This is a genomic window from Rhodococcus sp. 4CII (assembly GCF_014256275.1).
GTDB classification, from domain to species: Bacteria; Actinomycetota; Actinomycetes; order Mycobacteriales; family Mycobacteriaceae; genus Rhodococcus_F; species Rhodococcus_F wratislaviensis_A.
Map to the genome: position 1 here is coordinate 7602163 of NZ_JACCFE010000002.1, position 22527 is coordinate 7624689.

A 22527-nucleotide genomic window follows, 5' to 3' on the forward strand; every position below is an offset into this window, starting at 1 on the left:
CCATACGCTATGTTTAGTCTATGCGTGCAGTGGTGATCCCGAAGTTCGGTAGTCCCGACGTCCTCGAGGTGCGGAATGTGGACGTTCGACCCGCGAGCGAAGGCGAGGTCCGCATCCGCGTCCATGCCGCCGCCGTCAACCCCACCGATATAGCCACTCGAAGTGGGCTCGTCGCCGCAGCCTATGCCGACTTCACTCCACCGTATATCGCCGGAATGGACGCAGCGGGCACCGTCGAGTCTGTCGGGCCCGGCGTCGAACGACTGCGCGCGGGCGACTCCGTCATGGCAATCGTCATGCCACGTCGCCCAGAGGGCGGTTCACACTCAGAGCTGATCGTCGTCCCTGAGGATGCCATTGTTCCTGTCCCGGCGAGCCTCTCGATGGAGCAGGCTGCCATGTTGCCGATGAACGGGCTCACCGCGCTGGAGGCGCTGGAACAGTTGAGCCTGCCCGCGGGTGCAACCCTGGCGATCACCGGCGGAGCGGGCTTCCTCGCGGCGTTCGTCATCGTGCTGGCGAAGAAGGCCGGATTACGCGTTATCGCGGACGGGCGTCCGGATGAGCATGACACCATCCTCCGGCGCGGTGCCGACGTGGTCGTGGACCGCGGGTCCGGTGTGGCCGAGCGCTTCTCTGCAGCCGCGCCGCGCGGAGTGGATGCAGTACTCGATACCGCTCTCGTCGGCGCGGAACTGTTCACATGTATAGCTGACGGCGGCGTATTGGCCACTGTGCGAAGCTTCAAGGGTGAGGCGGAGCGCGAAATTCGGGTGCGCGAGGTCTGGGTGCGTGCGCGGCTCCAAGATACGGTCGGACTCGAACAGCTGAGTGCGTTCGCCGACGCGGGTGACTTCGACTTCCTCGACGTCGCGGCGCGAGTGACTCCCGAGAACGCTGCACACGCCCACCGTCTGATCGAGGCGGGTGGGATGCGGGGACGTCCGCTCATCGTCTTTTGAGATTGCGAATCAGCTCGACACAGACACCCATCCATCGCGAGAAGGGGAGTCGCGCGGCTTGCGCCGGGGGACTCCCCTTCTGCCCGTCGCTGCATTCACATCGGTGACGCAGTGAACCCTCCGTCGATCACGTACGCGTGCCCGGTGACCCAATTTCCCTCATCCTCGGCGAGGTGGGTGATGATGCGTGCAACATCTTCTGGCTCACCGAGCCGTCCTTGATTTGCCGCAAAGAATTCGTCGGCGGGAGTGCCCCCTGACGCTTGTTCGAAGCCGTCCATGAGATTGTCGGAGAGGGAGGTGACCACGAAGGCGGGTGCAACACAGTTCACCCGAATTCCCAATGCCCGCAGCTCCACTGCTGCCGTTTTCGTCATATTGATGACGCCGGCCTTGGTGGCGGCGTACCCGCCGATCATCGGCATTCCGTTGGTCCCAGCCGATGAAGCGGTATTGACGATTGCCCCGCCACCACGGGCAACGAGGTGAGGAACCGCAGCCTTGATGCCGAAAAAGACGCCCTTGAGGTTGACGTCGACTAGCCGTGCGAAGTCGTCGTCGGGTAACTCGGCGATTGGCGCGAGGATGGCGATACCGGCGTTGTTCACCATGATGTCGAGGCCGCCGAACGCCTCCACGGCAACCTCTACCGCGGCCTGGACTTGCCTGGAGTCGGTAACGTCGACGACGGTGCTCACCGCGGAGTCACCGATGTCACTCGCCACGCGCTTTGCTCCGGCGCCATCGATGTCGGCGACGACTACGCGAGCTCCCTCGCGTGCGAACCGGCGTGCGGCCGCCTCTCCGATGCCGGTTGCGGCGCCCGTGACGACAACCGATTTTCCTTCGAACGCTCCCATGCTGATCAACCTCGATTCGGGTGGATGAATGAATACAGGCAACATACAACGTGGCTGAACAGTGTGTCTAGAGCCTGTCTTGAGTTGCTTTAGTAGAGGTGGTGCAAAGGATTCGGCGTTTCTCGAGGTTCGTCGCGTCACGGGTGGCCGACGCACGGTTCGCCGCGGAACTGAAGGGTGCGAGACTCTATGTTTGCGCAGCCCGATGTCCGTCTCGGAACTGTTTGCCTATCGGTGTCTTGTGTTCTGCTGCGCGAGAGCGTAAGGGTTTGAGGCAGCGAGTGTTCGAAATCGGAGTGCAACAATCGGTTGTCAATGGTCACTTGGAGAACATGTCCGCGCACGGGACGACTGGCGCGGCCCCGGGGGTGGCGAGGCGGAACTATCCGAGCTCTGCCGTCGACACCCTTGCAGAGCCGCATTGCACCGCCGCGTCCGTCGATGATCTCTCTGGTCGGCAGAAACCACTGTGCCAGTTCCATATTAGAGCCAGGGCTGCACCGTGCGGTTGTGGGCTGATCTGCTCGAACCTGCAAAGCAACGATCCGAACACCAAGGAATACCTGCCGCATAGGGCTTCCTGTGCGTGACGGCATCATCCTCGTTGTTATCGTGCACGTAACGCGATATGACGCACGGCCTTCGAGTGGAAAGTCGCGAGTTCGTAAGAGGTGGAATCGAGCATCTTACGGTTGGGCTAGGTGTGGTCGTCGGTTGGAGTCCCGCTCCACCAGTTGTGCACGCAGCTTGGCGCGGTCCGCCTCGGGCATGGTGCGCGAATCGGTGCTGTCGATCAACGCCAACAGGCGTAGTTCGTATTGAGTGACCGTCATTCCGAACTCGACCAGGATGTCGCCCGCTCGTGGACCGCCGAAGGGTAGCCATCGCCGAGCAAACTCGAGCATTGACGAGTCGAAACCATCTACTCGGGACATGTCCATGGTGTTACCTCTGAAGTGCGTCTGGTCGGCTGACCGCCGGGGTGATTGGCGTCCGTGCCGCTCGCCAATCAGTGAGTCAAGGCGCGGACTGGACGCAGGCAGCATCTAATTATACAATGTGTTCAGACGTGATGTCAATCACTGTTCCGTTCGATGACGCAGCGAACAAGCACCTCATGAAATTTCGGACGATGGGAGCGAGAATGCCCTGTGCGAGTGCGTTACCCAATCTCTGTGGTGCTCTTCTGCGCGCTGCCCCCGTGATGAGCCGGAAGGTCGCGGTCGGGGGGCACCACACCCGCGTCGTGGAGAACGTGCTCCCGTCAGCGGAGGTGAGACGGTTGCCCCGCGCCGGAGAATCGCTCGTCGACGCCCCTCTCATCGTGTTGTTGCACGGCTTCGGCGATAACGCGGACACCTGGCGCGCGGTGCTCGTCGAGCTCGGGCGCAGGGGGCGCCGGGCTGTCGCCCCGGACCTGCCCGGGTTCGGCGAGGCGTCGCCTCTGAACCGCGGCGACATCCTTCCGCAGTACGACGCCTTCCTCACGGATCTCATCGCCGAGCTGGGCGGTTCCGGTCCGGTGGTGGTCGTGGGTAACTCGATGGGCGGCACCGTCGCCCTGCGCGCCGCCAGCGGTCGGCCCGACGTCGTGGCGGTGGCGGCGCTCGCCCCGGCCGGGCTCGGCTTCCATCGCGTGCTGCACGTCGCGGATCGTACTTTGGGTTCGCTGGTGCCGATTCTGCGCGTAGCGTATCGGATTCCCTACCCACAGTTGGTCGTCCAGCTGGCCGTCGCTGCCTACTACCGCGTCCGGATCGCGCCCGGTGTGGTGAACGCATGGCGGTTCGGTGCCGGCGTGCATGGCATGAAGGACATTCGGCGCATGGGTGCTCTCGGGCTGGTCCTCATGCGAGAGATCGAGGAGGGCGCCTTCGACTTCGCAGATATGGCAGGCGAGGTGGTGCTCATGTGGGGCACTGACGACGAGGTGTGCGACGTCGCTGCCGCGCAGCCGCTGCTGGACCACGTGCCCGGGGCACGGCTGGTGATGCTCGAAGGTGCGGGGCACGTCCCGCAGGTGCAGCAACCCGCGGTCGTCGCGGACGTGGTCGCGGCGCTCGGCCGGGCCGGAATGGGGAGGGAACGTCACGTATGAGCACGAAGGACGAGAAGCTCGGGGAGACTCCGAATGTCGGGGCACGAGTTGGACATGTGGTCCGTACGGCGATGAATGTTGTCGAATACATTCGGTTCGGCGGCCTCGAGACCGGCGAGGAAGCGTCGCCGTACGAGATCGCGGCACGCACACCGGTGCTCACGCTGCGCCATTACTTCGCGGAGGAGGCCGGTGAGACGGAGCGCACCCCGATCCTGCTGGTGCCGCCGCTTATGCTCAGCGCGGACGTGTGGGACGTGTCTCCGTCGGCGAGTGCCGTCGCGCACCTCCGTCGCAGCGGGCTCGATCCGTGGGTGGTCGACTTCGGCGATCCCGCGCAGGAGCCGGGCGGCAAGGCGCGCAACGTCACCGACCACGTGCTCGCCGTGTCGGACGCCATCGCGCGTGTTGCCGCCTCGACCGGTCACCCGGTGCACATCGGTGGCTACTCCCAGGGCGGGCTGTTCTGCTACCAGGCGGCCGCACTGCGCGAATGCCGCGATGTGGCTAGCATCTTCGCGCTCGGCAGCCCGATGGAGCCGTTGTCGCTGCCGGGTATCGATCTGCCCGAGGAGCTGATGCAGGCGCTTACCCGCGCGACCATAGACGTGCTGAGCAAGACGGGTCTGCCGGGCTGGGCGTCGGCGAACCTGTTCAGCTGGACCAGCCCCGTCGCGACCGCCAAGGGGCGGCTGCAGTACCTGCTCGCTCTGCGCGATCGGGACGCCCTGCTCCCGCGGGAGCGGCAGCGAAAATTCCTCGCCGGCGACGGCTGGATCACTTTCCCTGGTCCCGCGATCGCCGAGGTCATGGAGTCGATGACCAACGAACGCTTCGTGCGCGGCGGTCTCGTCTTCGACGGCCGCACCGTGTCGCTTGCCGACATCACCTGCCCCGTACTGATTTTCACCGGGCAGCTCGACGAGTTCGCGCCGCCCCGCGCGGTGCGCGACGTGGTCCGCGGGATGCCGCGCGCACGGGTGTGGGAGTTCTCCATGCCGACCGGGCATTTCGGGCTCGGTGTCGGCGGGCGGGCGAACCGGCAGACGTGGCCGACGGTGGCGCGGTGGGCAGAGTGGGTCGACGCCGGCGCCTCGTCCGCTGACGGCCCACCCGAGGGCGTGCAGGACGCTCGCGAGCTCGGCGTCGAGGATCGTGCCGAGCAGACCCCGAGTGCGCTCCAACAGGTCGTCAACGTGGCGACGGCCTCGGCGGTCGCGGCGCCGGGCATCGCCAAGACCATCGTCGACCGCGTGGCCGGGACTATCGCCGAGGTCACCACCGGCACCGTTGAGCAGGTGCCGAGGTTGCTGAGGCTCGAGCGGGTCGGCGCCACGACGCAGGTTTCCTACGGGAAGCTGGTCGCCGAGGCCTGTGCGGACGACCCCGAGGCGGTGGCACTGCTGTACGGCGGGCACGCGTTCACCAGGGCTGACATCACTCGGGAGGTCGACGATCTCGTGCTACGACTGCTGGCGGTAGGGGTCCGCCGCGGCGAGCACGTGGGAGTGCTGTGCGATTCCGGTTCCGCCCTGCTGTCCACCGCCGCGGCGCTGAGCCGGATCGGCGCCGTCGTAGTGCTGCTGCGGCCCGGCGGGGACGCTGCCACCGAGTTGCGGCTCGGGCGTGCGCGACGCGTTGTGGTCGACCAGGCGCATGCCGGCGTGTTCGGTGACTCCGCGGTCACTGTCCACCTGCTCGGTTCCGGGACAGAAAGTGATGCAGGCTGTCTCGGTGCGATCGCGACGGAGGAGGTGCGCGTACCGAGCTGGTACCGCCCCGACCCCGGCCGCGGCCGGGACCTCGCGTTCGTCCTGTTCACCGACGGCAACGACGGGATCCGCCCACTGCCCGTGACGAACCGGCGCTGGGCGTTGTCCGCGTACGGCGCTGCGTCGACGGCGTCGCTCACCGCGGCGGACACCGTCTACTCGGCGAACCCGCTGTATCACCCGTCCGGGTTGTTGCTTGCGACCGCGGCCCCGGTCGCGTCGGGCGCACGGCTTGCGCTGACCGACACATTCGACCCGGACACGTTCTGGGCGGAGGTGCGCCGCTACGGCGCGACAGTGGTGCCCTACACGTGGAGCATGCTGTCGCTGCTGCTCGCCAGGCCCGTCGAGGCGGATGAGCGGCACCACCCGGTGCGCCTGTTCATCGGCTCCGGTATGCCGCCCGCGGTATGGCGCGGGGTACTCGACCGGTTCAGGCCGGCCGTCGTTGTCGAGATGTTCGCCGCCGCACGCACCGACGCCATCCTCGCGAACGTCAGCGGGCGCAAGGTGGGCTCGGTCGGGCGCCCGCTGCCCGGCACGGCGGCGATCGAGCTGGCCGCTGTCCACCCCGTCACCGGCGCGTTGCTGCACGACTCCGACGGGTACGTCCTCAGAGCCCGTCGGGGACGACTAGGCCGGCTGCTGGTCGCCGTCGACCGCGAGCAACCCGCATGGGAGGACGCGCCGATGCGGGGCGTATTCGGACCCAAGGACGCCTGGATCGACACCGGCGAGCTATTCGTCCGAGACTCGGACGGCGACCTGTGGCCCAGTGGCCGTCACGGCGAGGAGATCAGAACGCCGTCCGGCGTGGTGTGGCCGCGTGAAGTCGAGCAGATCCTCTCGGGTGTACCCGGGGTCGACCAAGTCGTGTGCATCCCCGAGGGGGACGGCGCAGTCGCCCTCGTCACGGCGGGTGGTCGAGTGCCCTTCGACGAAGGTCGCGCCCGGGATGCTCTGAGCTGCAGAGATATCGTCGATCCGGCTATCGCACACACACCGGGTCTGCGCCCTGCAACGGCGGACGTTGCCGTGCGAGTCGTCGAAGCGATCCCGCTCACCCGCTGGTACCGGCCGGACCGCACCTTCCTCGCTGCGCAGAGTTCGTGAAAACCCGAGAGGAGGGAAACGGTCAATAGTTCGATGAAAAACTAGCCCGGCATCGGACCCCGGCCAACGAGCAGCAGTTTGCTCCCAGTGCGTGACCTCTCCAGCCGCACTGCCACCTCCGCGGTCGACGACCATGTCGTGCTCATGCAGATGTCCTCCGGCCGTATGCACCGCCGACCGATTCCGTCGACCACCTACTCTGCTCGTTGACCGTGTGAACACCCGGGCGGCGGCGATCTGCAGAACGTTGATGCCCTTGACGCCCCGGTGCTGAGTGGGCATCATCGCCACGATCGCGCTCCGCAAATGACCGGGCCTTTGACGGTGCGTGTGATCGTTTGCAGTCGCCGTCCTTCTTTTCGCGGAACTGACGTACGAACATGATTCGGGTTGACGTTCCTCGACTATCTCCGTTCCCGTTCTGAGACAGTCTGTAGCGCAGGTCAACCCGAAGCCCGGAGTCGCCTGGTCAACAATCGTGACGGGTCGCTAGTGTCCCGCGTCAGAAATTCGTGAGATATATTTGGCGAGGGAATCGAGGATCTCCTCGGCGGTCTTGTGCCAGACGAACGGCTTCGGGTCGTCGTTCCAGGTCTTGATCCAGTTGCGAACGTCTTTCTCCAGTGCTGCGACGCTTTTGTGTACACCACGGCGGAGCAGCTGATCGGTCAGGAATGCGAACCATCGCTCGACCTGATTGATCCACGAGGACCCGGTCGGGGTGAAGTGGACGTGAAAACGTGGGTGCTTGGCCAACCAGTCGCCCACTGCCGGCGTCTTGTGGGTGGCCAGGTTGTCGCAGACGAGATGCACGTCCAACTCGTCGGGGACGGCCTTGTCGATCGCGGTGAGGAACTTCTTGAACTCCACGGCCCGGTGACGTCGATGAAGCTCGGAGATCACCGTGCCGTCGGCGATGTTGAACGCCGCGACTCCCCCAAGGACTACGTCCAGGGAGGTACCCCCAGGCTGGTGACGCCGCTGCGGGCGTAGTCATGACTGCGCCGTTCCGGCATGCCCGGCATCATCGGCAGCACCGGCTGGGAACGGTTCAAGGCCTGCATCTGACTCTTCTCGTCCACACAGAGGATAACGGCATGCTCGGGCGGATTATGGTAAAGGCCAACAACATCGACGACCTTGTCCACGAACTGCGGATCCGTGGAAAGCTTGAACCCGTCGGTCAGATGCGGTTTGAGTTCGAACTTGCGCCAGATCCGGCCGATCGTCGACGGTGACAGGCCGGTGCGCTTGGCCATCGAGGTACGCGACCAGTGCGTCGCATCGGCCGGGGTGGTTTCCAGCGTCGCGGTGACCACGTCTTCGACCCGGTCCAGCAAGATCGAGGGCGGACGACCCGGTCGAGGTTCGTCGACCAAGCCGTCGAGGCGTCGGTCGACGAAGCGCCCGCGCCATTTGTTGACCGTGTTAGCGGATATCCCCAGGTCTGCCGCGACTTGCTTGTTGGTCATCCCCGGCTCCGCGCAGGCCAACACGATCCGCGACCTCAGTGCCAACGATTGTGGGGTTTTCGCTCGCCGCGACCATCGAACGAGTTGTTCGCGTTCGTCATCGGTCAACATCAACTCCGCCTTCGGGCGTCCGGTTCGAGGCATGCCTCAGGATATCAGGTTAAAGCACGAATTTATGGCGTACGACACTAGAGTTGTCCGCCTGCATCGACGGTGTGCGTGGTTCCGGTAATGTAGCGACCGCTGTCGCCGACGAGGTATAGGACAGCATCGGTGAGGTCGCTCGACTCGAGCGCCGGAACCGGGAGTCTGTTGAGGGTTAGTGCGGCCTCTTCGAAGTCGGCTCGGGTCGGATGCTCGAGATCGGGACGGAACAGTGAATACGTGGCGTCGTTGAGGATCATATCGGTGGCGACCGTGCTCGGGTGGATGGTGTTCACCCGGATCCTCTGCGGCGCGAGTTCGACCGCCAGGACCCGCATCAGTCCGACGAGACCAGCCTTGGCGGCAGAATAATGCGCGGTGTTGGCGTTGGCCTTCAGCGCCGCCAGCGAACTCGTGATGACGACCGATCCACCACGACCACCGGCGATGATGTGCGGTACCGCGGCCGCACACGTCTTCCAGACCCCGGTGAGGTTGACGTCGATCATTGTCGACCAGGTCTCCTCGGACATCTCGAGCGTCGGCGCGGGCACCGAAATCCCGGCGTTGGCGAGCACGATGTCGAGCCGACCGAAATCGGCAACCGCGGCGTCGACAGTCTCCCTCAGCGCGGCGAGGTCACGGACGTCGACCTCCGTCGCGACGATGCGTCTTCCGAGCGCCTTGACCTGACGCTTGGTCTCGGCGAGGTCATCCGGCGTCGCGGTCGGGTACGGAACGGTCTTCACCTGGCGGCAGACGTCGACCGCGATGATGTCGGCGCCCTCCTGCGCCAGACGCAGCGCGTGACTACGCCCCTGGCCGCGTGCAGCCCCGGTGACGAATACAACTTGACCATCGAATTGGCCCATGGGAATCAACCTTTCTTGTGGATGACGTGCGATTTTTGTTAGGAGGCGGAGGTGAAGACAGTGGACGTCAGATCCTTCTCGTCGAGACAGACAGCCTCGGCGGCGTTGCCCGGCACCATTTCCCGGACGGTGACCTCACCGGTGTAGTAGCAGGTTGGGTAGGCGCCTATCTCGGTGAAGTTCAGCGGCGGCGCCAACCCGTCCAGGGTCTCGTTCTCGATCGTCCGAAGGCCCCGCAGCAGGTCTGCCGAGGTGGAGTCGGAGGTCAGTCCAGCGTGCGCCGCGGCGACTTCGAACATCTTCCCGGAGATCCAGGTGTCGAAGGCAACCGCGGAGAACTGTGCGGACTCGGTGAGGCCCGGGAAGTACGAGTCAATTGTTTCGCGAGCTGCGCCGACCACCGGCACGGAAGGGTCGTAGTAGGGCGCGTTCGACTGGGTGAAGAGCAGTCCCTCGACAGCATCCGATTCGAGGTACTCGTTGCCCACTGCGCCCGCCGAGCTGTAGAACTGCGGCTCGTAGCCGATCTTGTGGCAGTCCTCGGCGATCCGGACGTCCACACTCGTGATGTGTGCGAGGAAGAGTCCATCCACTCCCTCGCTCTTCATGGTCTGACAGATCGCCGTGTAATTCGGTGCTGCGGCCGCCACCTTGGCGGAGACGTAGCCGACCCCGAGGTCCGCTGCGGACCGCTGCGCCAGCGAGTCCGAGTCGGCGCACACCGGTGACTCCGAGCAATAGACGACCCCGAACTTCGTGGTGCCCTTGTCCTTGGCGAGCTTGACTAGTCCGTAGGTGATGACCGGGTTGGGAGAGCCGCCCTGGAAGAACATGTCGCTGGCCAGGAAGGTCGGATCGGACGGCACCCCGCCGAGCACCGGAACGCCCTTCTCCTCGACGTACTGTCGCCACGAGCCGGTGGTGCCGGTGATGGCGCCGACGATCGCGATCGCGCCTTCCTCCTCGACGAGGCTCTTGACCGCGCCGAGTGCTTTCGATGGTTCCTGACCGATGTCCTTGACGATCACCTTCACCGGGTGCCCGTCGATCCCGCCGGAGTCGTTCACGCTCGACGCCCAAGCCTGTGCCACGTCGTCCACTCGGCCGTGGGTGGGGGCGGATACTCCCGAACAGCCGCAGATCGTGCCGACCACGATCGGTGCCTGGGTGAGGGTGTCCGCCGGTGTCTTTGCCGGTGCCGCCTCCCCGCCGGATGAACATCCGGACACGACCAGCACGCCCAGGACGGCCGCGATCGCGGCGCGTCTGCGAATCGATGTCACCATACTCATTTCCTCCACTTATCGGTCACCAATTGCATACGGTATTAGGGGGTTTCGATGCCCAGGTAGCGGCTTGCCAGTGCATGCTCGTCGAGGGTTGCCGGATCCAGTGGCGCCGACACCCGCCCTCGGTCGATGAGGTGGACGGTGGTGGCGCCGGCGAGTGCGCGACCGACGTACTGCTCGACCAGTAGCACCGACTTGCCTGCCTGTTCGAGCACGGAGAGCGCGTCGAAAATCTGGTCGATCACCAACGGGGCCAATCCCATCGAGACCTCGTCGAGGGCGATGAAGGAGCTGCTCGGTAGGAAGGCGCGGGCCAGCGCGACCATCTGCTGCTGGCCGCCGGACAGGGTTCCTGCCGTCGCGTCGAGGCGTCGACCGATCTCGGGGAAGGTCGCCATCGCGAGGTCGTACCGATCACGCAGGGGACCGTCGACGGCGAGCATGAGGTTTTCCCGGACCGACAGGCCGGGGAAGACGCCGCGTCCTTCGGGAATCAGGCAGATCCCCGCTTCCGCCCGCTTCGCCGGGCGGTGGGAGGTGATGTCGGTTTCCCCGAGCCGGACGGACCCAGCTGTAGGCCTGATCAGGCCGCCGATCGCCCTGAGCAGGGTGGTTTTTCCGGCGCCGTTCGGGCCGAGCAGGGCGGTCACCGAACCGGGACGCACGGTGAGGTTCACATCCCGGAGGACGGTCAGAGTGCCGTAGGCCGCGGACAGGCCCACAACTTCCAGTTCGGGGGTGTTCAACGGATTTCCTCCAGTTCGTGAGCGGACCGCTGCCCGTCCTCGGGACCGGTGCCGCCGAGGTAGGCGGTCTGCACGACGCTCGACCGCCGCGCCTCACCGGCGGTACCGGCGAAGATCACCTGCCCGTGCTCGAGCACGTACACCGCATCGGAGATCCCGAGCGCGAGTGAGACGTCGTGCTCGACGAGGACCACACCCACTCCGCGCTCGTCGACTACGCGCCGGATCAACTCGCCGAGACGCGCCGACTCGTTGTTGTCGAGTCCCGCGGAGGGCTCGTCCAGCAACAGGATTCGCTGTCCACCGGCGAGGCAGCGGGCCACCTCGACGAGGCGTCGGGTGCCGGTCGGCAGGCTCGCGACGTGCCGGTCCGCGACCTCCTCGAGGCCGCAGGCGACGATCGCCTCCTCGGTGGCCGCGTCGATCGTCTCCCGGTCGCCCCGCGGCGACCACAGGTGACTGATCGGATTGAGCCCGACGGTCCGGCCCTCCGGTCCGACGGAGATGTTCTCCCGCACCGTCATCGACTCGAACAGCTCGGTGGTCTGGAAGGTGCGCCCGATTCCGGTGCGGGCCCGCCCCGACGGGGTGGTGCGACGGAGATCGCTGCCGTCGAGCCGGACCGCGCCCTCGGCGGTGGGGGCCAGGCCGGTCACCGCGTTGAAGACGGTGGACTTCCCGGCGCCGTTGGGGCCGATCAGTCCGGTGACCCGACCGGTGGTGCAGGAGAGGTTCACGCCGTCGAGAGCGCGCACCCCGCCGAAGGTGACACCGACGTTCGTCAGCTCGAGGAGGCCGGTCCGGCCCCGAGCGGGGGGCGGCGTGGCTATCCGGGCGGGCGCGCTGGTCCGGGCTCCCGGTCGGCGGAATAGGCGGTCGGCGAGGGCCCTGGCCCGGGCAGGGATTCCGGCGGCCGGCAACAGGACCAGTGCGACGGCGCTGATGCCGAACAGCAGCTGCAGGTAGGTGCCCACCTGGTGGCTCGGGAAGTAGCTGGGGATGAGCGTGTAGGCGGCGGCCGCGAGTACCGCATTCCACGGGGTTGCCGGGCCGTTGAGCACGATGATGACGAACACCGTCAGCGAGACGATCGGTGCGTAGCTGTCCGCCGAGATCGTCTGTTGGGCAGAGGCTGCCAGCGCACCCCCCGCCGCGGCGAGGAAGGCCGAGATGCAGAAGATCAACAGCCGGGTCACCGAGGCGGGGATACCGTTCGACTCCGCCGCCCGGGGCGACTGCTTGATGAAGGTCAGTAGCCGGCCGAGGCGGCCACGTTCGAACACAGCCACACCGAGGACCGCGATACTCACGATCAACAGGACCAGGTAGTAGTAGCCGATGTCGGTGCTCAGGTCGAGTGGGCCGAGTTCCGGCCTGCGCACCGGCAGCCCTGAGGAAGCCGCACCGAACATGAAGTCCTGCGTGTAGAACATCTGCTGCAGAAAGATGCCGAAGCCGAAGGTCGCGATCGCCAGGTACAGCCCGCCGAGGCGGATCGCGGGGATCGCCAGGATTGCACCGATGGGCACCGCGACGACCCCCGCGAGGAGTAGCGCCAAGGGCCAGGACAATCCCGCGCGGGTGAGCAGGTGCGAGAAAGTCACCGCACCGAGCGCCATGAACGCGATGTGCGCGAGCGAGACCTGGCCGGAGGTGTGCACGAGCAATGACAGCGAGGCGAACACCAGGATCATTGCCAGCGCGACGGTCCAGTCGACGAGGTGGATTCCCGCGAAAGTCGGCACGGTCACCAGGAAGAGGACGAGGACGGCTCCGCCGGTCGACTGCAGCCGCCAAGGGGCACGCCAGGTCGAGCGCGGGTGGATCCGGACCGCGGTCTTGCCGGCGAGGAGCCTCTTCGGGTAGACGAGCAGCACCATGAACAGGATCGCGAAGGGTAGCGCGGCCGGCAGGGAGGCGAGGATCCCCTCGGTCAGCCAGGAGGTGGCCAGGGCGGCGCCGATGCCGACGATCAAGCCGCCGACGAAGGTGCCGGGCAGGTTGCTGAAGGTGCCGATGGCGGCGGCCGCATAGGAGGCGACCACGAGCAATGTCAGCTGCACCGGGTCGAGAGGCATGATGGGTGCGAGCAGCACCCCGGACAGCGAGGCCATCATCGTGCCGAGCACCCACGCCCAGCGTCGCACGCGGGTAGCGCTGCGGCCGACCAGTTCGAGAAGTTCAGGGTTCTGCACGACCGCGCGCATCGCCATGCCGGTCCGGGTCCAGCGCAACAGCGCCCACAGTGCCGCGGTCGCGAGGACGGCGACGGCGCAGGTGAGCACATCCTCGTACTGAACGAAGGTACCGGCGATCTCGACGCGGCCCTTCGGCAGGAAGGACGGGACGCGGCGCACCTGCTGGGCGCCGAAGATCAGCAGCGCACCCGCCTGAATGATCAGCATGATGCCGACGACTCCGGAGATCTGCAGCGGAAGCGGGGCGCCCTGCAGACGGCGAGCGAGCAGTTCGAGCAACAGGCCCACGGCGGGTCCGACGACGCCGACGGTGAGCACGGTCGCGAGCAGCCACGACAGGTCGAGTTGCACGTTGAGGACGTAGAACGCGTAGGCGGCGAGGGCGGCCAGGGCGCCGTGGCCAAGGTTGAACACTCCGGAGGTCTTGTAGGTCAGGACGAGGCCGACGGCCGCGAGGCCGTAGATCGATCCGGCGACGAGTCCGATGACGAGGAAGGAGAGCAGTTCCATTCGCGGGCTCCTGTGTGAGGGTGCGCGTCAGCGCGGCCGGGGTGACGGCCCCGGCCCGGGTCGTGGTGCTCGATGGTTGATGCGATGCGTGGGTTCAGGTCACACTACGAGACATGTTTTGCCTGTATGGCTCTCGAAGCTCGCGCTTGAGGACCTTGCCGACCGCGCTGCGTGGCAGGGCATCGACGAAGGTGACCGCGATCGGGCACTTGAACCGTGCCAGGTGGGCGCGGCAGTGGTCGAGGACGGACTGCTCGTCGACAGTGGCACCCGGAGCGGTGACGACGACCGCGACCGGACTCTCGCCCCACCTCTCGCTGGGGACACCGATGACGGCGACGTCCGCGATCTCGTCCATTGCGAAGAGGACTTCTTCGACCTCGCGGGGATAGATGTTCTCCCCGCCGGAGATGATCATGTCCTTGACGCGATCGGAGATGTACAGGTAGCCGTCCTCGTCCACATATCCCGCGTCGCCGGTGTGGAGCCACCCACCCGCGAGGGCCGCGCGACTGGCGTCCGCGAGGTTCCAGTAGCCGATCATCAACTGCGGACCGCGGACGACGATCTCGCCGACCTGACCTCGGGGCAGCTCCCGACCGTCCCGATCCACCACGCGAATCGCCGTGCCGAGTACCGGACGGCCGGCCGAGGCGAGGATCTCCGGCCTCGACTCGAGTGCCTTGTTGTGGTCTTCGGGCGTGAGAATCGTCGCCACGGCGCAGGACTCGGTCATGCCGTAGGCCTGGATGAACTCGGACCCGAAGACCTCGATCGCCCGCTCCAGAACAAACACGGCCATCGGCGCCGAACCGTAGACCACCGTCTCGAGCGCGTCGAGGTCGAGGCGGGTGGCGAGCGGGTCGGCGATCATCGTCTGGATCATCGCGGGTGCGAGGGTCAGCAGTCGGATGCGCCGGTCGGCCATCCGGTGGCGCACCTTGGTCTGGTCGAAGTTGCGGACCACGTGGATCGAGCATCCGCCCGAGGTGTACGCGAGGATCTGCAGCGCGGCCCCGGCGTGGAAGAGCGGCATCACGCACAGCGTGGCCTTGCGCGTCGAGTCGAGCGCCATCTGGATCTGGAGCGCATTCGTGCAGGCGGCGCGGTGGGTCACCATCGCGCCCTTCGGCTTTCCGGTGGTCCCGCTCGTGTACATCTGGTGGTACACGGCGTCGGGGGAGATGTCTCGGTCGACCTCGTCGTCGGGGAACGCGAGCGCCTCTCGGCTGAACCGGACAAGCGACGGTGCGTCGTCTCGGAGCACTGAGACCGCGAGGTCGGGGAGTACGGCGGTGAGGGGGTCCGCATACTCCTCGTGTACGACCGCGAGGCCGCAGCCGGCGTCCTCGACGATGTACTTCCACTCGGGCGGGGCCAACCGGAAGTTGAGGGGGACCGGGACCACCCCGGCGCGGGACGCACCGAAGTAGAGGGCGACCATCTCCAGGGAATTGCGGTCGAGCACCGCGAAGCGGTCACCCGGCTGCAGGGTCGCCGCCAGCCAGTTGCCGATCCGATGGGTCCACAGTCGCACCTGCTCCCAGGTCAGACTCCGGTCGTCGTCGCTGAGGTAGATCTCGTCGGGAGTGCGCTCGGCCCAGTGGTCGAGCAGTTCGTGAACTCGCATCGCCGCCCTCTCGTCGTCAGTCGGAAAGCCCCGCGCGCAGCGCGGTGGAAATCTGTTCCTGCACATCGGCATCGGTGAAATCTGCGACCGCGTCGACGACGTCGGCAGGGTCGCCGCCCGCGTAGAGGTCGCGCAGCAGGGCCGCGACCTTGCGGCGCCGTTCGCGCAGCCGGTCGACGCCCTCGGGGTCCGGACGGTCCCGAAGGCCCAGCCGGGCGGCGAGTTCGTCGGTGCGCGCGCAGGTTTCCGCGAGCCGCGGTCCGTCCCACGCGATGCGTTCGACCAGGTTGTCGAGCTGCTCGACGACCGCGGCGAGTTCGAGGCGTGCGGCGTCCTCGGTGACACCTGGCGCCACCCGCTGCACGAGGGTCTCCCGGATCGTGGTCGTCAGTTGGGTCAGGTCGGTCGAGTAGACGGTCATCGGATGTCTGGCGCGGATACTCCCTCGTTCACGGGGAGAGAAGCGCCAGCCTCCCTTCTGTCGGTGGGGTCGGTTACGTTGCAGGGCGTGGGGAAGTGGTGCGGTACACGTTCCGGTTGCGGCCCGGTGCTCAGGCGGAGCGTGCGCTGACCGAGGAGTGGCATCGGTGCCGATTCCTGTGGAACGAGGCCGTCCACCAACAGAAGTCGGGGGCTCGGCCGACGTTCGGGAAGTTGTCGAAACTCCTGACCGATGCTCGTGCGCGTAACGCGTGGCTGAGAGAGGGGTCGCAGGTCGCGCAGCAGCAGACATTGCGCACGTACCGGCGGGCGCTCGATCAGTCGTGCACGGTGAAGGGTCGTGGACGCCCTAAGTTCAAGCCCCGCGGGACGAGCTTGCCGAGTGTGGAGTTCACCTGCCGCGGGTTCCGAATCCGTGACGGCCGGTTGGTGCTGCCGAAGGGCATCAGTGTTCCGGTGGTATGGTCGCGGGAGTTGCCGTCGGAACCGTCGAGTGTCCGGATCACCCGGGATTCGCTGGGGCATTGGTACGCGTCGTTCGTCGTCCGCCGCGAGGTCACACCCGTCCCGGATGCGACGGGCGGCGTGCCATCTTCCGCCGCGCCTTCGCCAACTCAGCCGCGCACCGCTTCCGATGCCCCAGAAACGGCAGATCGAACTCACCATTCGTGGTGGTCGCCGTGCAGGACACCGCAGTCGAAGGGGTACGAGCGGGCGAAACGGCAGGCAGCGAAGCTGCACACGAAAGCGGCCCGGCAAACGAAACACGACTCGCGGGTGTGGGCGAAGCAAGTTGTCGACAGCCACGAGCTGATCGCGGTGGAGGACTTCACGCCGAAGTTCCTCGCCAGGTCGACGATGGCGCGTAAGGCCGCCGATTCTGCGATCGGCGCGGCGAAGCGAGAGTTGATCGAGCGTGGTGTGCGGGCCGGCCGGAGGGTGGTGTTGGTGCGGCCCGCGTACACGACGATGACGTGTTCGAGGTGTTGCGCGAGAGCCAAGCAGCGCCTCGAACTCGATGAGCGAGTCTTCCGATGCACGACCTGCGGCTATACCGCCGGTCGGGATCGGAACGCTGCCGGGGTGATCCTGGCTGTGGCAGAGCGCGGCCACACATGTGTTGACGATGTCAGACAATCTGGTCACCTCCCTCGGGGATGGTTGGGTTGCGGTCCGAGCGTGAAATCTCCGGCCTTCAGGCAGGAGAAGCGTTAAGTCAGAGTCCCCATTCGCCGTCGCGCAGCATCTTCCCCAGCCAGCCCACGCTGAAGTAGACGCTGTGCGCCATGTTCGAGTACCGCAGTTCGTCGCGGTCGCCGCGCTTGTAGATGTCGACTGCCTGGAGGCAGCCCACCGCGGTCTTGACCAGCGACTGCACCGACCACCAGGTGAGGGCTTCGGTGCTCGGGCGCCACCCGGCCGCCGTCTCGTACACGTCGAGGAACGGCTCGAGTTCGAGCAGCTTGCACAGCAATGGCGAACGGCCGCGCGAGGTGCGTTGCGCGAACCAGGCGATGTCGGCGGTCGGGTCGGAGAAGTGCGCGGTCTCCCAGTCGAGGACACCGGAGATCGCACCGTCCTGTACGACCAGGTTGCCGATCCGGAAATCGTTGTGGACCAGAGCGACCCGGCCGGACACCCAATCGCTGCGGTGGTCGAGCCACGCGCAGGCCAGGTCGAGGATCGGGATCGGGATGTCGACGGCCTCGTGGTACACGCGCGACCAGGCGTCGTTCTCGATCCGTCCGGTGTCGGATCCGTCCGGGACCGGCCCGAGCACGTCCAGGCCCAGCGCGGCCGGGGTGGCAGTGTGCAGGCGTGCCATCGACCGCGCGACCTCGCGTCCGAGACGGGCTCGTGTAGCGAGGTCCGGGATCAGGCGCGACACGGTGTTCGGCATCGGAATGATGCCCGGCACCTTCTCCATCACGAAGTACCCGCGCTCGCCGGCGGTCTCGCTGCGGTGCGTGACGACGGCGGGCACCCGCATCCCGATGCGGGCGGCGGTGGTGAGCAGCGCGACCTCGCGGTCGACGTCGTAGTCGCCGGTGATCCCGCTGACGGGTTGCCGTTTGACCGCGTAGGTCGCGGTGGTCGGCGCCGTGCCGTTGGTCCACCGCGCGGTGACCAGATAGGTCTCCCACGAGTTGCCCTCGCCGCGCCGGTCGATGTCGGTCAGGCGGAGCGAGCCGCCCGCCGACAGCACAGTGTCGAGGGACGCGGTCAACTCGTCGAAGAAGCCGTCGTGCACGGGTGTGCTGGTGGTGGTGTCTGTCTCGGCCACGGATGTCACTTCGAGCCTCACTCGGGTCGGTTCTCAGAAGATGGTCGGGTTGGGGCCGCCGCCGTCGACGACCAGGAGTTGTCCGGTGACGTACCCGGAATCCGGGGAGACCAGGAACGCCACCGTGCCGGAGACGTCCTCGGGCCGGCACACCCGCCCGAACGGCGACCCGGTGTCGAGGTCCTCGATGTCGGCGCCCTTCGCCGCCGACACCAGCCGCTTGCCCATCTCGGTGGCGATCAGCCCGGGCGCGACGATGTTCGCGTGGATGCCGTATCGGCGCTCCTCCCGGGCGATCGTGCGCACGCATGTCTCCATGGCGGCCTTGGCCATTGTGTACGGTGCCGAGTTCGGAGGTGCCGACAATGTCGTGTTCGACGAGATCATCACGATGTCAGCGCGGCCGACCTCCCCGGACGCGGCCTTGCGCATGTCCGGCAGCACCTGCTGGATCAGCCCGATCGGACCGAAGGCGTGCACCTGCATGAGTTGCAGGTAGTCCGCCCGCGGTGTCGAGGCGACGTCCTGGCCCTTGCTGGCGGAGCCGGCATTGCTGACGATCAGGTCGACCGGTCCGAGCTCGGAGCGGACCGCCGTGACCATGTCCGCGACGGCGGACTCGTCGTCGATCGACGCCTGATAGGCCCTCGCGCGGCCTCCCTCGGACACGATCCGGTCGACGACCTCATCCGCGGATGCCCCGTCGCGGCGGTAGTTCACTGCGACCGCGGCGCCGTCCCGTGCCAGCCGCAGCGCCACTGCCCGACCGACACCGCGCGAACCGCCGGTGACGAGCGCGGTGCGTCCTGCAAGCGGTGCCTTTTCCGTCGGGATGCTCACTGCGCCACCACCGCTCGGCCGACCAGATCCTTCATCACTTCGTTCGCTCCTCCGTAGATGCGCTGGATGCGCGCGTCGCGCCAGATCCGCGCGATCGGGTACTCCTCCATGTAGCCGTAGCCGCCGAACAACTGCAGGCACCGGTCCACGACGTCCCACTGCAACTCGGTCGCCTTGTACTTCGCGCCCGCAGCCTCGGCGGCGGTCAGCTCACCGCGGTCGACCGCGGTGACGCACCCGTCGACGTAGTGCTGGAGCACCTGAATGTCGGTGTGCATTTCGGCGATCGCCATCCGCACCGACTGCAGGTCTGCGAGCGGGCCGCCGAACGCGACACGGGATCGGACGTGGTCGAGTGCGAGTTCCAACGCGTGCACCGCGGAGGCCACGCCGGAGACCGCGATCGACAGCCTCTCGCGCGGGAGATTCGCGATGGCCGAACGGAATCCGCGGCCCGGTTCGCCGAGGACGTTGGACGCAGGGACACGGCAGTCGGTGAACACGAGTTCGGCGGTGTCCTGGGCCTTGCGGCCGATCTTGTGCATCGGGCGGCCGCGTTCGAACCCGGGTGTCCCGTTCTCGACCAGCACAAGCGAAGTGCCACGGCCGTCACGTTCGCCGGTGCGCACCAGCACGATCGCCAGATCACAGGTGGCCCCGCTGGTGATGAACGTTTTGGTGCCGTTGATCACCAGGTTGTCGCCGTCGCGCACTGCGGAGGTGCGGATCGACGCGAGATCGGAGCCGGCGCCCGGCTCGGTCATGCCCAGGGCAGTGACGCACTCGCCGCGGGTGAACTTCGGCAGCCAGCGCTTCTTCTGATCGTCGGTGGCGAGGTCGCGTAGGTACGGCACGATGATGTCGTTCTGCATGCTGAAGGTGTCCCCGGCCATGCCCGAGCGCACGACCTCTTCGGTCATCACGGCGTTGTAGCGAAAGTCCGAGATGCCCAGTCCGCCATACTCGGTCTCGAATTCGAAACCGAGGAATCCGGATTCGGCCGCCGTGGTGATGAAGTCCCGGTCGACCGTGCCGGCCTGCTCCCACTTCTCGACGTTCGGCACCGCTTCCCGGTCGAGTAGCGACCGGAACGCCGATCGGAACGCCTCGTGCTCGGCGGTGTACAGGGTGCGACGCACGGCTCAGCCCTCCAGCAGCGAGGCCGGCGGGGTGAACCGCGGACCGTACGCCTCGGCGAGTTCCCGGGCGCGCGCCACGAACGCCTCGGTGCCGCCGGGGAATCCGGCGACGAACTGGCTGGTACCGCCGGTCCACACCGGGAAGCCGATGCCGAGCAGCGATCCGACATTGGCGTCGGCGGTGGACCGGAGGATGCCGTCCTCGTGGCAGCGGACCGTCTCGAGCACCTCGGCGAAGAGCAGCCGGTCACGCAGGTCCGTCAGGTTCGCGCGGTCACCGGACACCGGGAAGCGCTGCGCGAGGCCGGACCACAGCGTCCCGCGGCGGCCGTCCGGGTACTCGTAGAAGCCGCCGCTGGCGACGCGGCTGGGCCGGCCGAGCTCCTCGACCATCGCGGTGAGCACCGCGTCGCCGGGATGATCGGCGAGCTCGGCACCCCGGCTCTGTGCGACCTCGCGGAACTGGCCACGGATCTTCAGCGGCAGCGACAGCGTCAGCTCGTCGAGCAGGGCGAGCGTGCCGAGCGGATAACCGGCCTGCAGGGACGCCTGCTCGATCGACTGGGGGTCGATACCCTCGCCGACCATCGCGGCGGCCTCGACGAGGCGCTGCAGGATCACCCGGCTGGTGAAGAAGCCGCGTCCGTCGCCGACGACGATCGGGATCTTCCGCATCTGCAGGGCGATGTCGAAGGCCTTCGCCAGGGTCGCGTCGCTGGTCTTGTCACCGACGATGATCTCGATCAGTTCCATCCGGTCGACCGGTGAGAAGAAGTGCAGGCCGATGAAGTCGTCGGGGCGGGGCACGCCGTCGGCGAGGTCCGTGATCGGCAGCGTCGAGGTGTTCGATGCGAGCACCGCGTCGGGGGCGATCACGTCGAGCACCTCCCCGAAGACTTTCTTCTTGAGGTCGGGGTCCTCGAATACGGCCTCGATCACCAGATCCGCGCCCGCGAGGTCCGCGACGTCGGCGGTGGGGGTGATCAGGGCGAGGACCGCGTCGGCGTCCTCGCGGGTGCGCTTGCCCGCATCGACCTGCTTGCCGAGCACCTTGCGGGCGTAGTCCTTGCCCCGCTCGGCGGCAGCGGCGTCGACGTCCTTGAGTGCGACCCGCATCCCGACGAGCGCGCACGAGAGGGCGACACCGGCGCCCATCATGCCTGCGCCGAGGACGGCGACGAGGTTCGCGCGGTGGGTGGGGAAGTCCTTCGGCCTGCTGGCACCCGCCCGCACGGTCTGCTTGTCGAAGAAGGTGCCCTGGATGATGTTCTTCGACACGGCGCCGGTCGCGAGTTCGACGAAGTAACGGGTCTCGATCGCAGAGGCGGTGTCGAAGTCCACCTGGGTGCCCTCGACCGCGGCGGCGAGGATGTTCGCCGGGGCGGGCATCGGGGCGCCCTTGTGGCGGTTTCGCAGTGCCGCGGCCCGCATCGGCAGCTGGTTCTCGATCGCCGGGGTGTATGTGGTGCCGCCGGGGATGAACTGGCCGCGGTCCCACGGCTGGCGGGCGCTCGGGTTCGAGGAGATCCATTCTCGGGCAGCGGGAATCAGCGTGTCGGCATCCGGGACGAGCCGGTCCAGCAGCCCCAGGTCGAGGGCTTCCTGGACGCGGAAGGCGGTGCCGGGCAGGAGGACCTTGTCCAGCGCGCGGTCGAGACCGAGCAGGCGCACGGTGCGGACGATGCCACCGCCGCCGGGCAGCAGCCCGAGGGTGACCTCGGGGAGGCCGACCCGCAGTGCTGGGGAGTCGACGGCGATGCGGTGGTGGGCGGCGAGCGCGATCTCGAGACCGCCGCCGAGCGCGGTGCCGGCGAGCGCTGCGACTACCGGGACGCCGAGGGTCTCGAGGCGCCGCAGCATCGCCTTCGCCCCGTTCGCGAAGTCGGTCAGTTCGCCGGCCTGCTCGGGTGTGGTGGCGAGCAGGCCGCCGAGGTCGCCGCCCGCGAAGAACGTCTTCTTGGCGGAGGTGAGGATGACGCCGGTGAGCTGGTCGCCGAGGGTCTCGAGCCGGTCCAGGGCCGAGGCCAGGGAGGCGGACCAGTCGGCGGTCATCGTGTTCACGGACTGGTTGGGGTCGTCGAAGGTCAGGACCACGACGCCCTGCTCGTCCTGACTCCAGGTGGTGGTCTCGGTCATGCGCTCGCGCTTCTCTCGTTG

Annotated in this window: 16 protein-coding genes and 1 pseudogene; 4 read left to right on the plus strand and 13 right to left on the minus strand. The window is 67.0% G+C overall.

Going from position 1 to position 22527, the window contains the following annotated elements; genetic code table 11:
* Window positions 1-20: 20 nt before the first annotated feature.
* A complete protein-coding gene (locus H0B43_RS35690) occupies window positions 21-962 on the plus strand; it encodes an NADP-dependent oxidoreductase (RefSeq protein ID WP_185723696.1) in 942 nt (313 codons plus the stop codon).
* Window positions 963-1057: 95 nt separating this feature from the next.
* On the opposite strand, the gene H0B43_RS35695 is transcribed toward H0B43_RS35690, so the two are convergent.
* Together H0B43_RS35695 and H0B43_RS42955 are read right to left on the minus strand one after the other, a co-directional pair.
* Window positions 1058-1822 (minus strand): SDR family NAD(P)-dependent oxidoreductase, encoded by a 765-nt coding sequence (locus tag H0B43_RS35695; RefSeq protein WP_185723695.1) that lies wholly within the window; start codon window positions 1820-1822, stop codon window positions 1058-1060.
* A 686-nt stretch (window positions 1823-2508) separates the two neighbouring features.
* Complete coding sequence (locus H0B43_RS42955) at window positions 2509-2868, minus strand: DUF3263 domain-containing protein (RefSeq protein WP_312037635.1); 360 nt, start codon at window positions 2866-2868, stop codon at window positions 2509-2511.
* 158 nt (window positions 2869-3026) lie between these two features.
* Here H0B43_RS42955 and H0B43_RS35705 point away from each other — a divergent pair, with 158 nt between their 5' ends.
* Complete coding sequence (locus H0B43_RS35705) at window positions 3027-3920, plus strand: alpha/beta fold hydrolase (RefSeq protein ID WP_185723693.1); 894 nt, start codon at window positions 3027-3029, stop codon at window positions 3918-3920.
* On the plus strand, window positions 3917-6805 hold the full coding sequence (locus tag H0B43_RS35710; protein WP_185723692.1) for an AMP-binding protein: 2889 nt from the start codon (window positions 3917-3919) through the stop codon (window positions 6803-6805). The genes H0B43_RS35705 and H0B43_RS35710 overlap by 4 nt, the downstream gene beginning before the upstream one ends.
* A gap of 489 nt (window positions 6806-7294) precedes the next feature.
* Here H0B43_RS35710 and H0B43_RS35715 read toward each other — a convergent pair.
* The 7 genes and pseudogenes from H0B43_RS35715 to H0B43_RS35745 form a co-directional block, all read right to left on the minus strand.
* Window positions 7295-8421: pseudogene (locus H0B43_RS35715) on the minus strand (IS630 family transposase).
* 44 nt (window positions 8422-8465) lie between these two features.
* Window positions 8466-9293, minus strand: a complete 828-nt coding sequence (locus H0B43_RS35720; protein WP_185723691.1) for a mycofactocin-coupled SDR family oxidoreductase — start codon at window positions 9291-9293, stop codon at window positions 8466-8468.
* 38 nt (window positions 9294-9331) lie between these two features.
* Complete coding sequence (locus H0B43_RS35725; RefSeq protein ID WP_185723690.1) at window positions 9332-10579, minus strand: ABC transporter substrate-binding protein; 1248 nt, start codon at window positions 10577-10579, stop codon at window positions 9332-9334.
* 41 nt (window positions 10580-10620) lie between these two features.
* Window positions 10621-11328 (minus strand): ABC transporter ATP-binding protein, encoded by a 708-nt coding sequence (locus H0B43_RS35730; RefSeq protein WP_213015342.1) that lies wholly within the window; start codon window positions 11326-11328, stop codon window positions 10621-10623.
* Entirely contained in the window at window positions 11325-14036 is a 2712-nt protein-coding gene (locus H0B43_RS35735; RefSeq protein ID WP_185723689.1) for an ABC transporter permease subunit, read from the minus strand. Before H0B43_RS35735 ends, H0B43_RS35730 begins: the two co-directional genes overlap by 4 nt.
* Before the next feature lie 94 nt (window positions 14037-14130).
* The gene (locus tag H0B43_RS35740; protein WP_185723688.1) at window positions 14131-15666 is read right to left on the minus strand and encodes a long-chain-fatty-acid--CoA ligase; all 1536 of its coding nucleotides are present in this window, start codon (window positions 15664-15666) and stop codon (window positions 14131-14133) included.
* Window positions 15667-15682: 16 nt separating this feature from the next.
* Window positions 15683-16087, minus strand: a complete 405-nt coding sequence (locus H0B43_RS35745) for a hypothetical protein (protein WP_185723687.1) — start codon at window positions 16085-16087, stop codon at window positions 15683-15685.
* Window positions 16088-16182: 95 nt separating this feature from the next.
* Between H0B43_RS35745 and H0B43_RS35750 the strand changes: the two genes are divergently transcribed.
* Complete coding sequence (locus tag H0B43_RS35750; RefSeq protein ID WP_185723686.1) at window positions 16183-17322, plus strand: RNA-guided endonuclease TnpB family protein; 1140 nt, start codon at window positions 16183-16185, stop codon at window positions 17320-17322.
* A gap of 1 nt (window position 17323) precedes the next feature.
* Here H0B43_RS35750 and H0B43_RS35755 read toward each other — a convergent pair whose 3' ends face one another.
* Genes H0B43_RS35755 through H0B43_RS35770 form a run of 4 tightly spaced genes read right to left on the minus strand, consistent with a single transcriptional unit; the run spans window position 17324 to window position 22506 of the window.
* The gene (locus tag H0B43_RS35755; protein ID WP_185723685.1) at window positions 17324-18391 is read right to left on the minus strand and encodes a phosphotransferase family protein; all 1068 of its coding nucleotides are present in this window, start codon (window positions 18389-18391) and stop codon (window positions 17324-17326) included.
* Window positions 18392-18424: 33 nt separating this feature from the next.
* The gene (locus H0B43_RS35760) at window positions 18425-19231 is read right to left on the minus strand and encodes an SDR family oxidoreductase (RefSeq protein ID WP_312033611.1); all 807 of its coding nucleotides are present in this window, start codon (window positions 19229-19231) and stop codon (window positions 18425-18427) included.
* The gene (locus tag H0B43_RS35765; RefSeq protein ID WP_185723684.1) at window positions 19228-20370 is read right to left on the minus strand and encodes an acyl-CoA dehydrogenase family protein; all 1143 of its coding nucleotides are present in this window, start codon (window positions 20368-20370) and stop codon (window positions 19228-19230) included. Before H0B43_RS35765 ends, H0B43_RS35760 begins: the two co-directional genes overlap by 4 nt.
* Before the next feature lie 3 nt (window positions 20371-20373).
* Complete coding sequence (locus H0B43_RS35770; protein WP_185723683.1) at window positions 20374-22506, minus strand: 3-hydroxyacyl-CoA dehydrogenase NAD-binding domain-containing protein; 2133 nt, start codon at window positions 22504-22506, stop codon at window positions 20374-20376.
* Window positions 22507-22527: the final 21 nt, after the last annotated feature.

Excerpts from the sequence above, each read along its gene's own strand:
- H0B43_RS35690 (WP_185723696.1), top strand. The coding sequence starts at position 21 with ATGCGTGCAGTGGTGATCCCGAAGTTCGGTAGTCCCGACGTCCTCGAG.
- H0B43_RS35695 (WP_185723695.1), bottom strand. The coding sequence starts at position 1,822 with ATGGGAGCGTTCGAAGGAAAATCGGTTGTCGTCACGGGCGCCGCAACC.
- H0B43_RS42955 (WP_312037635.1), bottom strand. The coding sequence starts at position 2,868 with ATGCTGCCTGCGTCCAGTCCGCGCCTTGACTCACTGATTGGCGAGCGG.
- H0B43_RS35705 (WP_185723693.1), top strand. The coding sequence starts at position 3,027 with ATGAGCCGGAAGGTCGCGGTCGGGGGGCACCACACCCGCGTCGTGGAG.
- H0B43_RS35710 (WP_185723692.1), top strand. The coding sequence starts at position 3,917 with ATGAGCACGAAGGACGAGAAGCTCGGGGAGACTCCGAATGTCGGGGCA.
- H0B43_RS35720 (WP_185723691.1), bottom strand. The coding sequence starts at position 9,293 with ATGGGCCAATTCGATGGTCAAGTTGTATTCGTCACCGGGGCTGCACGC.
- H0B43_RS35725 (WP_185723690.1), bottom strand. The coding sequence starts at position 10,579 with ATGGTGACATCGATTCGCAGACGCGCCGCGATCGCGGCCGTCCTGGGC.
- H0B43_RS35735 (WP_185723689.1), bottom strand. The coding sequence starts at position 14,036 with ATGGAACTGCTCTCCTTCCTCGTCATCGGACTCGTCGCCGGATCGATC.
- H0B43_RS35740 (WP_185723688.1), bottom strand. The coding sequence starts at position 15,666 with ATGCGAGTTCACGAACTGCTCGACCACTGGGCCGAGCGCACTCCCGAC.
- H0B43_RS35745 (WP_185723687.1), bottom strand. The coding sequence starts at position 16,087 with ATGACCGTCTACTCGACCGACCTGACCCAACTGACGACCACGATCCGG.
- H0B43_RS35770 (WP_185723683.1), bottom strand. The coding sequence starts at position 22,506 with ATGACCGAGACCACCACCTGGAGTCAGGACGAGCAGGGCGTCGTGGTC.